The following is a 12,040-nucleotide window of genomic DNA, read 5'->3' on the forward strand; positions in this document are numbered from 1 at the left end:
AAGTTTATTGGATAGGGAATTACAGCCATTTATGAGTTTAAAATAAAATTGAAACTGGTATATTCGTTTTGTATAATGAGTAGGTTGAGGGGTGAATAAATGTTAAAGCCAAAAACACGGTGGAACTTGCAATCTGCCGATGAAAACAAAGTTGCTGTACTAGCTGAAGAGCTTCATATCACACCTTTGGTTGCAGCCCTGCTTGTGAATCGAGGCCTGGATACAATTGAAAGTGCCCGATCGTTTTTATTTGTAAAAAATCAAACTTTTCATGATCCATTTTTATTGAAGGATATGGATAAAGCAGTATATAGAATAAGAGAAGCCATTCAAAATGGGGAAAAAATACGTATATTCGGTGATTATGATGCGGATGGCGTGACATCGACCACAGTGATGATGACGGCGCTGATGAAATTGGGGGCCAATGTTGATTTTTATATCCCGAATCGGTTTACAGAGGGGTATGGTCCGAATCCGATGGCGTTCCGCCTTGCAGCTGAGCAAGGGGTGAAGGTATTAATAACCGTCGATACCGGAATTTCTGCAATCGATGAAGCGAAACTTGCCGGCGAGCTTGGCATGGATTATATATTGACCGACCACCACGAACCGGGGCCGGAACTGCCTGAGGCATTGGCAATCATCCATCCTAAACTTGAGAACAGTTCCTATCCATTTAAAGACCTTGCCGGAGTAGGGGTCGCATTTAAGCTTGCACACGCCCTGCTTGGGGAATTGCCTGAGGATCTGCTTGAAATAGCGGCAATCGGCACGATAGCGGATTTAGTGCCATTGCAAGGGGAAAACCGCCTCATTGCTGCGAAAGGCATCGAGCAGTTACGTTTGACTCGCCGCCCGGGACTTGTTGCGTTAATGAAAGTGGCGAATGTTCAGCAGGAAGCATTGAATGAAGAATCAATCGGCTTTGCGATGGCACCGAGGATCAATGCTGTCGGGCGCCTTGGAGATGCCGATCCCGCTGTCGATTTATTGATGTCACAAAGCCTGGAAGAAGCGGTGGAACTTGCGAATGAAATTAATGATATCAATAAAGAGCGGCAGGAAATGGTTGCAGCAATGGCGGCGGAAGCGATTGCTGAGGTCGAGGAAAACTTCCCGCCGGAGTCCAATGGCGTGCTCATCATCGGAAGGGAAGGCTGGAACGCAGGAGTCGTGGGGATCGTTGCCTCTAAACTTGTTGAACGCTTTTACCGGCCCACGATTGTATTGAGCTATGACCGGGAAAAGGGATACGCGAAAGGTTCTGCTCGGAGCATTGCCGGTTTCGATCTTTTTCAAAGTCTTTCCGCCTGCCGTGAACTGCTGCCTCATTTCGGTGGGCACCCGATGGCTGCTGGAATGACATTGAAAATTGAAGATGTCCAGGAGCTCAGGGACCGCATGAATTTGATTGCGAAGGAACAATTGAACGAAGAGGACTTCACACCGATTACAAACTTGGACGGTGCTACGACTTTAGCTGACGTATCCATTCAAACGATTCAGGAAATGAGCTTGCTGGCGCCATTTGGGGTAACGAATCCCAAGCCGAAGATATTGATAGATTCCGTACAGCTTTCAAGTGTCCGCAAAATAGGTGCCAACCAAAATCACTTGAAGGTCCAGTTGGAAGATGGTGAAAATCACAAACTTGACGGTGTGGGCTTCGGTCTTGGTCATTTTGTCGATGAAATAGCTCCACACGCTGAGGTCTCGGTTATTGGTGAGCTTTCCATCAATGAGTGGAATAATATGAAAAAGCCCCAGATCTTTGTCCAGGATGTCTCGGTGAACCATTGGCAGTTATTCGATTACCGCGGCAAGGGACAGGCAGAGAAGTGGCTTGCCGACATTCCTGCACAAAATCGGAAGATCGTCATATTCTCGGAAGATATTTATAACAGATATCCATTTTTACAAAATCATCCGGATCTCGTTATTATCAAGAATGAACTGGATGCAGAGCAGCTCGACTGCTTCGAAGGTCATTTGGCATTCATGGACATGCCGCCGTCAAGGGAATATTTGAAACGGGTGGTTGCCGATAAGCACCCTTCGCGTATCTACGCTCACTTTTCCCATGAACAGGACCATTTCCTAAGTACGATGCCAACAAGGGATCATTTCAAATGGTTTTATGCCTTCCTTGCCAAAAAGGGACCGCTCGATGTGAAAAGATATGGTGATGACCTAGCCAAATACCGCGGCTGGTCAAGAGATACTGTGGATTTCATTTCTAAGGTGTTTTTTGAGCTTGATTTTGTTACAATAGAGAATGGGTTAATTATGCTCACAACCAATGCGAAAAAACGCGATCTCAGTGAATCTGAATCGTATACAAGAAAGAAAGAGCAATTTGAGCTTGAACAAGAGCTTGTTTATTCTTCCTATCAGCAATTATTCGATTGGTTCAATCATTATTTAGTTCATGAGGCAACAGACCTTGAGGAGGAAACAAAGCAATGGATTTAAAGCAATATGTAACAATTGTGCAAGACTGGCCAAAACCGGGTATTGTCTTCAAAGATATTACAACATTAATGGATAACGGTGCAGCTTATAAATACGCAACAGACCAAATCGTCGAGTACGCTCGCGATAAGAATATCGACTTGGTGGTCGGGCCGGAAGCGCGCGGATTCATTATCGGATGTCCAGTCGCATACTCATTGGAAGTGGGCTTTGCTCCAGTGAGAAAAGAAGGAAAACTTCCACGTGAAACGATAAAAGTCGAATATGGATTAGAATATGGCAAGGATGTATTGACAATCCATAAAGATGCCATTAAACCGGGACAGCGTGTATTGATTACGGACGATTTACTTGCTACCGGGGGAACAATCGAAGCGACGATCAAATTGGTTGAACAGCTTGGCGGAATTGTAGCCGGGATTGCATTCCTCATTGAATTGACTGACTTGGATGGTAAAGATAAATTAGACGGCTATGATGTCTTGACATTAATGAGCTTTTAATAAAGAAGAGCACTCTGACCAGGGTGCTCTTTCTGTTTTTACCCGTTTTTTCTGGATTTTGTCGAATTTCCAGTGAAAAAAAGCAGTATTCTTTATAAAATACACGTTTATCTCTTTACATCCTTGCCTTTTTTTTCGATAATAGTAATAATAAAGAGTTTTTCTGCTAATAAGTTTATTTGCACTTTTATCCGTTTAAGCGGATTTATTTTTTTTCGCAAAAATTGTCACGTTTTGCAGAATAAAGGGAAGTGCTACCAATCATACTCAATCCGGATCAAATCCGGTGGCAGTTAAAGTGGGGTAAAGGTGATTAAATGGCTAATGATCAAATATTGACTGCCGAGCAGGTTGTAGAACGGGCCAGCTTATATCTTCAGCCGGAAGAAGCTGAATTTATTCATAGAGCGTTTAAGTATGCAGAATATGCTCACCGAGAACAATTTCGTAAATCGGGAGAGCCTTATATTATTCATCCGATTCAAGTGGCGGGCATTCTGGCTGAACTTGAAATGGACCCTGCAACCATTGCGGCAGGTTTTTTACATGATGTTGTTGAAGACACGGAGATCACTCTGAAGGATATTGAAGAAAATTTCAGTCCTGAAGTCGCCATGCTTGTGGATGGCGTGACAAAGTTAGGGAAAATCAAGTATAAATCACAGCAGGAGCAACAGGCGGAAAACCATCGGAAAATGTTCGTGGCGATGGCCCAGGATATACGGGTCATCCTGATCAAGCTTGCGGACAGACTTCATAATATGCGGACATTGAAGCATCTGCCGCAGGAAAAGCAGAGAAGGATATCGAACGAGACGTTGGAAATTTTCGCACCGCTTGCTCATCGTCTTGGTATCAGTACAATTAAATGGGAACTTGAAGATACTGCCCTAAGGTATTTGAATCCTCAGCAGTATTACCGAATCGTCAACTTGATGAAGAAAAAGCGTGCAGAACGTGAACAGTATCTGGAAGAAGTCATTGATGAAGTGCGTAAAAACGTTGAGGAAGTCAATATTAAGGCTGACCTTTCCGGGAGACCGAAACATATATACAGCATTTATCGTAAAATGGCTTTGCAGAATAAGCAGTTCAGCGAAATTTATGATTTGCTTGCCGTTCGTATCGTCGTCAATAGCATAAAGGATTGCTATGCCGTTTTAGGGATCATCCATACATGCTGGAAGCCGATGCCAGGCCGATTCAAAGATTATATTGCGATGCCGAAGCCGAATATGTATCAATCGCTCCATACGACGGTGATCGGACCGAAAGGCGACCCGCTGGAAGTGCAGATCCGTACTTCCGATATGCATCGCATTGCCGAGTTCGGGGTTGCCGCGCACTGGGCTTATAAAGAAGGAAAAGATGTCGGTGAACAGCCTTCACTGGAAGAAAAATTGACATGGTTCCGGGAAATTCTTGAATTCCAGGATGATGCGACTAATGCAGAGGAATTCATGGAATCCCTTAAAATAGACCTTTTTTCTGATATGGTATTCATTTTTACACCAAAAGGCGATGTCATCGAACTGCCATCAGGATCCAACCCGATAGATTTCGCTTACCGGATTCACTCGGAAATCGGAAACAAAACGATTGGTGCCAAGGTGAATGGGAAAATGGTGCCGCTGGATTATAAACTGAAAACTGGCGACATCATAGAAATCTTAACTTCTAAGCATTCATATGGTCCAAGTCAGGATTGGCTTAAACTAACGCAAACATCTCAGGCGAAAAACAAGATCCGCCAATTTTTCAAGAAGCAGCGCCGGGAAGAAAATATCGAAAAAGGCAAAGAGCTTGTTGAAAAGGAAATCAAGGATATGGAGTTCGACCTGAAGGAAATCCTGACGGCCGAGAATATCAGGCGTGTTGCAGATAAATTTAACTTCCTGAATGAAGAAGATATGTATGCAGCAGTCGGATATAACGGAATCACTGCCCTTCAGGTAGCTAACCGCCTTACCGAAAAATGGCGTAAGCAGAAAATGGTCGAGCAAGAAGCGGATATTTCTGAAGCTGTAGCCGATCTGAAAACCTTCTCCAATACATCGAAAAAACGTGACTCAGGTGTACAGGTACCGGGGATTGATAACCTGCTTATCCGTTTATCGCGCTGTTGCAACCCAGTGCCAGGGGACGAAATCGTTGGTTATATAACCAAAGGCCGTGGAGTTTCAGTTCACAGACAGGACTGCCCGAACCTGGATAGCGGGGATTCCGACCATCGCCTTGTACCTGTTGAATGGGAAAGTACGATTAATGAACGCAAGGAATACATCGTTGAAATTGAAATCAGCGGCTATGACCGTCGCGGCTTATTAAACGAAGTGCTGCAGGCCGTCAATGAAACCAAGACCAACATTTCGGCGGTCTCGGGTAAATCGGACAGGAATAAGGTGGCGACCATTCACATGTCGATCTATATCCATAACATTGCCCATTTACAAAAGGTCGTCGACCGTATCAAACAAATTTCAGATGTTTATTCCGTTAGAAGGATAATGAACTAAGGAGTTTTTATTGCCATGCGTGTTGTTTTACAACGTTCCAAAGCGGCAAAAGTCGTTGTCGCAGACCAAGTCATCGGGCAAATCGACAGCGGGCTCGTCCTGTTGGTTGGTGTCACCCATGGGGATACCATCGATGACGCCGCCTATTTGGCCGATAAGATTGTAAATCTCAGAATATTTGAAGATGAAAATGAAAAGATGAACCATTCACTCTTGGATGTGGGAGGTTCGATTTTATCAGTTTCACAATTCACCTTATACGGCGATAGCCGCAAAGGCCGTCGACCGAACTTCATGGACGCCGCCCGTCCTGAAGAGGCGAATGAAATATATGAAGCATTTAACGAGGAACTCCGCAAGAAAGGCGTCCATACTGAAACCGGTCAATTTGGTGCCATGATGGATGTTCAGCTTACTAATGACGGTCCCGTTACACTAATACTTGAAAGCAAAAAATAACCTGCTGCGGCAGGTTATTTTTGTAGAAAAGCCAGCTTCGATTCGAAGCTGGCTTTTCTAATTCTTATTTAAAATACCTCGCCAATCCATTATAGATGGCAGATGTGATTTTTTCTTGATACTCATTCGATGTTAACGTCAATTCTTCCACTGGATTGCTTAAATAACCTAGTTCAATAAGTGTAGCTACCCGTTTATTTTCGCGGGTAACATGAAAATTCCCGTAACGTGATCCCCGATTGGGCACCTGCATGGTTGAACCGAGTGAATTGGCCAGAGTAGCCGCCAATGCATGCTGGTAGTCATGATAGTAGTATGTGGTTATCCCGCTGGTGATCTGGTCCTTGGTGCTATCATAATGGAGGCTGATGAAAGCATCCGCGTTATGTATATGAGAAGTGCTGACCCGGGAAGGGAGTGGAACATAGGTATTTCCGCTTCTGGTCAGGATCACTTTAGCTCCTGCCGCCTGAAGTTTGTCCCGCAGCAGCTCTGCCGTACGAATCGTCAGGTTTTTCTCGAGTGTTCCACCGACGCCTATCGTACCGCTATCCCTGCCGCCATGGCCGGGATCGATCACAATGGTTTTATCCTTTAAGTACTTTTCAACGCCAGGTCGTTGGATCTGCTCCGAATTCCCTTCGATCGTCACGATCCATCCGGCCACATAAGCCGTTTTTCCGCTCTTCAGTTTAATGGAGTACCAGTCGCCTTCCATACCTGATGCGGAGAACGTTTCACCTGCATTGGCCTGCTCGACAATCTTCGAGTTGCCATCAGGCTCGCTTCTAAGAATCGTACCATCATGAATGATGGTAAGCTCGTTTCCTTTTACATCAACCTTTTTTTCCTTAGCCGTTTGTTCAACATTCTCTTTTTCCAGGTACCAACTCACGACCCAGCCCTTTTTTGAACCGGAGAGCTTGATCTGTGTCATATTTCCCTTTGTTTGCAGTACGGCGTACGTCTCATCCTTGTTCACCGAACCGATGACCTTGCTGGAGAGAGAGGCTTCTTTCCTGACATTTAAACCCGCAGCGGTCACCCTTGCAGTGGCGCCTGCCGTTTCATTTTTCATGTCTTCTTTACCTTCGCTTACTTGTATGTAAGGTTCAGCTACCCAACCGCGGACTCCTTGGAAATCTATTTCAGCCCATTCATTTTCAACCCTGTAAACGGTCACTGACGTATTTTTATTCAGCTTTCCTAGCGAGGCACTGCTTGTCGATGGTTCCGAACGGACATTGAGCCGGTCCACCAAAGTTACTCCGTTTTTTACGGATTGATTCGTTTCTTTTTTCATAGTTGAATCTTTCTTCGCTGCATTTCCTGATGCGGCGGGGAGATTAAGGTAGTCAGAAGAGACCCAACCTTCGATATCCGCCGTTTTGATCTTTATCCAATTTTCATTTTTTTCAATGATGTCAACAGCTGTACCTTTACTCAAGGACCCAACCGTTTGAAATGTAGTGCCTGGACCTGTACGGACACGGACCGAGCTGCCTGATATCACGCCTTGTCCGGATTCCTTTTTGACCTGATTGGTTTCAGACCCAGTTTGTTTCTCCACTAACCAATTGGCAACCCATCCCGTTTTGCCGGCGCCAATCCGGATTTCGATCCAGTCGCCATCCTCATTCAGAATGGGATACGAGTCCCCTTTTTCCAGTTTTTTCACGATAGGGAAACTGAGGCCTGCACCTTCACGGACATTGACCACTTGGTTCGTCACGATATTTTCCCCTTCATCTTTTCCAAAAGCGTGATTGACGGGGAAAATCGCTGAGAATATCAGCATCAGTGTCAGGCCAAATAAACCCGATTTCTTCTTCATAAGTTGTCTCTCCCTTTTAATGTCTATATGTATGTATTCTCGTTCAATGAAAATTTCCCTCTTTCCTTGTGCAAAAAACATTTTTTTTAGGAAAGAATAGAGCTTATATAACTCTAGGAGGGAAACCACATGAAATTCAGCGAAAAAGATCAAACGAGCTTAAGCGGAGGCAATCAAGTATTGGGTGTCGATTTTCACGATTTCATCCAAAAGGAACAAAGCGCAAACCTTGTTGAATTGGCATCTGAATTCGGAGTCAATGTCCGGACAATCAAAAATCTGAAAAAACGTTTGAACCAATAAAATGCGACAAAATCCTCAGTCTGCCTTGACATTTGATGTTAACGTCCGTATGATTATAAAATATCAGACTTATTACTGCAATAACCAATGATGGAGAAGAGTAATTAAGAAACACATGAAAAGAGAGGAAATGCCGAGGCTGAAAGCATTCCACATGATGACTTAATGAAAGAACCCTCCGTAGGCTTCACTCCGAACGGATTTACTTAATAGGAGATGAACGTAAAACAGGCGTTAACTGTTTTTGAGCGGGGGCACTTTTTTTGTGCTTCAACTAGGGTGGCACCACGGGATATCCAAACTCTCGTCCCTTGTAACATATAAGTTACAAGGGGCGGGAGTTTTTTGTTTGGAAAAAATCAGTATAGCGCGCCGTATCAGAAAGGGCGCCTTGCTTTAAAGGAGGAAACACATATGTCTATTCAGATTCCTAGAGGTACCCAGGATTTATTGCCTGGCCAAACGGAAATTTGGCAGTATATCGAAAACACGGCGCGTGAGATTTGTCACCGTTATCAATATAAAGAAATCCGCACTCCAATTTTTGAGCACACGGAATTATTTTTACGTGGTGTAGGGGATACAACCGATATCGTTCAAAAAGAGATGTATTCATTTCAAGATCGCGGTGAAAGGAACTTAACCCTTCGTCCGGAAGGCACCGCATCTGTTGTACGGTCATATATCGAGAACAAAATGTTCGGGTGGGCCAATCAACCGGTCAAGCTTTATTATATCGGGCCGATGTTCCGCTACGAACGTCCGCAAGCAGGCCGATTCCGCCAGTTCGTTCAATTCGGCATCGAAGCTTTAGGAAGTAAGGATCCAGGAATCGATGCAGAGGTTCTGTCACTTGCGATGAACCTGTACAAGGAACTTGGTTTGAAAAAGCTGAAACTTGTGATCAACAGCCTTGGTGATAAGGAAAGCCGGACAGCGCATCGCAATGCGTTAATCAAACATTTCGAACCCCGCATCGGCGAGTTTTGCGGCGATTGTCAAAACCGTCTGGAAAAGAATCCTTTGCGTATCCTGGATTGCAAAAAGGATCACGGTCACGAATTGATGAACACGGCTCCATCCATCATTGAATATTTAAATGATGAATCCCGTATTTATTTCGAAAAGGTGAAACAGCATTTAACCGATTTGGAAATCGATTTCGTAGAAGATCCGACTCTAGTGCGCGGCTTGGATTACTATAATCATACCGCCTTTGAAATCATGAGTGATGCAGAAGGCTTTGGCGCCATCACTACACTTTGCGGAGGCGGCCGTTATAACGGGCTGTCTGAAGAACTTGGCGGACCGGAAACACCAGGAATCGGCTTTGCACTTAGCATTGAACGCCTGATTGCAGCCCTCCAAGCAGAAAACATCGAGCTTCCGATCAAAAAGGGAATTGACTGCTATCTTGTTTCATTAGGTGAAACAGCCAAGGATTATACCGTCAAACTTGCCCATCAATTGCGGAATGCCGGTTTTACCGTCGAAAAAGACTATCAAGACCGTAAAGTGAAAGCACAATTCAAATCAGCCGACCGCCTTGAAGCAAGATATGTGGCGACACTCGGGGATGATGAATTGGCAAATAATAAAATCAATGTGAAGTTCATGGAAACCGGTGAACAAGTCCAGATGGATCTTGCTACATTCGTTGAACAATTTAAAAAGCTACAGGCTTAAGGGGGAAATACCATGTTTGGCAGAACATACTTCAATGGTGAAGTGACAGAAGCAGCAATTGGTGAAAAAGTAACATTAAAAGGATGGGTACAAAAACGCCGGGATTTGGGCGGTGTCATCTTTATCGACCTACGTGACAGAAGCGGAGTCGTCCAAGTCGTTTTCAATCCGGACATTTCGGCAGACGCGCTGGCTACAGCCGAAAAAATCCGTAATGAATACGTCCTTGATATCCAAGGGACAGTCATCAAACGTGATGAAGCCAACTTCAATCCGAACGTAACAACAGGGACAGTCGAAGTTCAAGCCGAAAACGTTACAATTTTAAACGAAGCAAAGACCCCTCCATTCATCATTGATGAAAGAACGGATGTATCAGAAGACATCCGCTTGAAATATCGTTATTTGGACCTGCGCCGTCCAGCGATGTTCGAAACGCTGAAAATGCGTAACCAAACAACAAAAGCGATCCGTGATTACTTGGATGGTGAAGGCTTCCTTGATATCGAAACACCTATCTTAACAAAAAGTACACCTGAAGGAGCACGTGACTATTTAGTGCCTAGCCGTGTGCACGAAGGGGAGTTCTATGCACTTCCGCAGTCACCGCAAATCTTCAAGCAGCTATTGATGGTATCAGGTTTCGAACGTTATTATCAAATTGCCCGCTGTTTCCGTGATGAAGATTTACGTGCTGACAGACAGCCTGAATTCACGCAAATCGATATCGAAACAAGCTTCATGAGCCAAGAAGATATCATCAAGACCGCAGAAAACATGATGGCTAAAGTGATGAAAGACGTAAAAGGATTGGACGTAACACTGCCATTCCCTAGAATGACCTACAATGAAGCGATGAGCCGTTACGGATCCGACAAACCGGATACACGCTTCGGAATGGAACTTAAAGATGTTTCCGAAATCGTCAAAGACAGTGATTTCAAAGTGTTCACCGGCGCTGTTGCAAGCGGCGGACAAGTAAAGGCGATCGTCGTTAAAGACGGAAATGCGGATTATTCCCGTAAAGACATTGATGGATTGGCTGAATTTGCAGCGATTTACGGTGCAAAAGGCCTTGCATGGCTGAAAGTTGAAGAAGACGGCGTAAAAGGGCCGATCGCCAAATTCTTCGCTGAAGATCAAGAGCAATTAGTATCTGTATTGGAAGCCGAGGTGGGCGATTTAATCCTATTCGTGGCGGATAAGAAAGGCATAGTCGCTGATTCACTTGGAGCACTACGCATCAAGCTTGGTAAAGAAAGAGGCTTGATCGATCAAAGCAAATTCAACTTCCTATGGGTGACCGACTGGCCATTATTTGAATATGACGAAGAAGAAGGACGCTACTATGCAGCACACCATCCATTCACAATGCCATTCCGTGAAGACATGGACAAATTGGAATCAGACCCAGCAAGCGTCCGTGCCCAAGCATATGACCTTGTTCTGAACGGCTACGAACTTGGCGGTGGATCACTGCGGATATTCGAACGTCACGTTCAGGAAAAAATGTTCAAAGTACTTGGATTCTCCGAAGAAGAAGCAAACGCACAATTCGGCTTCCTAATGGATGCATTCGAATACGGAACGCCTCCACACGGCGGAATCGCCCTTGGATTGGACCGCATGGTCATGCTGCTCGCCGGCCGCACGAACCTTCGCGACACCATCGCGTTCCCGAAAACAGCAAGCGCAAGCGACCTGCTCGTTGACGCACCGAGTACTGTAAGTGACAAGCAATTAGCCGAACTTAACCTAAGACTTGCTGCACTTAAAAAATAATTCATTTGGGAAAAATATGAAAAAATACCTAGGTGTTTTTTCTTGAAACTGAGCTAAGCATTATGATATGATATTTCCAATAAGTAAGAGTCCTGATGTGTTCGTTCTTTAACCTATAAGTTTTGACCGAACACTTATAGTTACCGGGAGCACTAGTTTCCTGGCCGCGTAAAAGCCTCCCTCGAAGAGGACTTACAAACGCGAGGAACCGAGCACCCACCTGCGGAGAGCGGGTTCAAAACAAAGGCGTAAACGGCACAATTGGGACTCTTACACCTTACAAAGCAACTCATGTTACATAACATGGGTTTTTTTGTGCGTAAAAATAGTCAATTTACAGGAGAATGTGTATATTTACGAGTAAATGGTGCGAATTCAGGAGTAAAAGGAGGGAACTCACAAGTAAATGGCGTAAATTCACGAGTAAATAGTGCGAACTCACGAGTAAATGGCGTAAACTCACGAGTAAAAGGCGTGAATTC

Annotated in this window: 8 protein-coding genes, 1 other RNA gene and 1 other annotated feature; of the genes, 8 read left to right on the forward strand and 1 reads right to left on the reverse strand. The window is 44.6% G+C overall.

From position 1 onward, the window contains the following. Positions 1–99 precede the first annotated feature (99 nt). The 4 genes from recJ (at position 100) to dtd (ending at position 5,953) form a co-directional block, all read left to right on the forward strand. On the forward strand, positions 100–2,475 hold the full coding sequence (gene recJ / locus ACQKMF_RS04060) for a single-stranded-DNA-specific exonuclease RecJ (protein WP_427571863.1): 2,376 nt from the start codon (positions 100–102) through the stop codon (positions 2,473–2,475). Beyond that, complete coding sequence (locus ACQKMF_RS04065) at positions 2,466–2,978, forward strand: adenine phosphoribosyltransferase (RefSeq protein WP_034308789.1); 513 nt, start codon at positions 2,466–2,468, stop codon at positions 2,976–2,978. Before recJ ends, ACQKMF_RS04065 begins: the two co-directional genes overlap by 10 nt. 317 nt (positions 2,979–3,295) lie before the next feature. Then, complete coding sequence (locus ACQKMF_RS04070; protein WP_101222762.1) at positions 3,296–5,494, forward strand: RelA/SpoT family protein; 2,199 nt, start codon at positions 3,296–3,298, stop codon at positions 5,492–5,494. Between the two features lie 15 nt (positions 5,495–5,509). Further along, positions 5,510–5,953 (forward strand): D-aminoacyl-tRNA deacylase, encoded by a 444-nt coding sequence (gene dtd, locus ACQKMF_RS04075; RefSeq protein WP_137020406.1) that lies wholly within the window; start codon positions 5,510–5,512, stop codon positions 5,951–5,953. A gap of 64 nt (positions 5,954–6,017) precedes the next feature. On the opposite strand, the gene ACQKMF_RS04080 is transcribed toward dtd, so the two are convergent. Beyond that, the gene (locus ACQKMF_RS04080; protein WP_427571865.1) at positions 6,018–7,787 is read right to left on the reverse strand and encodes an SH3 domain-containing protein; all 1,770 of its coding nucleotides are present in this window, start codon (positions 7,785–7,787) and stop codon (positions 6,018–6,020) included. 129 nt (positions 7,788–7,916) lie between these two features. On the opposite strand from ACQKMF_RS04080, the gene ACQKMF_RS04085 reads away from it, so the two are divergent. The 4 genes from ACQKMF_RS04085 to ssrS all read left to right on the forward strand — a co-directional run bounded on the left by ACQKMF_RS04085 (position 7,917) and on the right by ssrS (position 11,830). Continuing rightward, positions 7,917–8,090, forward strand: a complete 174-nt coding sequence (locus tag ACQKMF_RS04085) for a hypothetical protein (RefSeq protein ID WP_034308777.1) — start codon at positions 7,917–7,919, stop codon at positions 8,088–8,090. A 78-nt stretch (positions 8,091–8,168) separates the two neighbouring features. Then, positions 8,169–8,405, forward strand: a binding site (T-box leader). A gap of 99 nt (positions 8,406–8,504) precedes the next feature. Further along, positions 8,505–9,776 (forward strand): histidine--tRNA ligase, encoded by a 1,272-nt coding sequence (gene hisS, locus ACQKMF_RS04090; protein WP_101222759.1) that lies wholly within the window; start codon positions 8,505–8,507, stop codon positions 9,774–9,776. Between the two features lie 12 nt (positions 9,777–9,788). Next, positions 9,789–11,558: an aspartate--tRNA ligase gene (aspS, locus tag ACQKMF_RS04095; RefSeq protein WP_260358223.1), complete on the forward strand. Its 1,770-nt coding sequence runs from the start codon at positions 9,789–9,791 to the stop codon at positions 11,556–11,558. A gap of 86 nt (positions 11,559–11,644) precedes the next feature. Beyond that, positions 11,645–11,830: non-coding RNA, 6S RNA (ssrS, locus tag ACQKMF_RS04100), on the forward strand. Positions 11,831–12,040: the final 210 nt, after the last annotated feature.

Origin of the sequence: Peribacillus sp. NPDC101480 (assembly GCF_050277335.1) — a bacterium.
Taxonomy (GTDB): domain Bacteria; phylum Bacillota; class Bacilli; order Bacillales; family DSM-1321; genus Peribacillus.

Coding starts and splice junctions, on each gene's coding strand:
- recJ (WP_427571863.1), top strand. CDS start 100: ATGTTAAAGCCAAAAACACGGTGGAACTTGCAATCTGCCGATGAAAAC.
- ACQKMF_RS04065 (WP_034308789.1), top strand. CDS start 2,466: ATGGATTTAAAGCAATATGTAACAATTGTGCAAGACTGGCCAAAACCG.
- ACQKMF_RS04070 (WP_101222762.1), top strand. CDS start 3,296: ATGGCTAATGATCAAATATTGACTGCCGAGCAGGTTGTAGAACGGGCC.
- dtd (WP_137020406.1), top strand. CDS start 5,510: ATGCGTGTTGTTTTACAACGTTCCAAAGCGGCAAAAGTCGTTGTCGCA.
- ACQKMF_RS04080 (WP_427571865.1), bottom strand. CDS start 7,787: ATGAAGAAGAAATCGGGTTTATTTGGCCTGACACTGATGCTGATATTC.
- ACQKMF_RS04085 (WP_034308777.1), top strand. CDS start 7,917: ATGAAATTCAGCGAAAAAGATCAAACGAGCTTAAGCGGAGGCAATCAA.
- hisS (WP_101222759.1), top strand. CDS start 8,505: ATGTCTATTCAGATTCCTAGAGGTACCCAGGATTTATTGCCTGGCCAA.
- aspS (WP_260358223.1), top strand. CDS start 9,789: ATGTTTGGCAGAACATACTTCAATGGTGAAGTGACAGAAGCAGCAATT.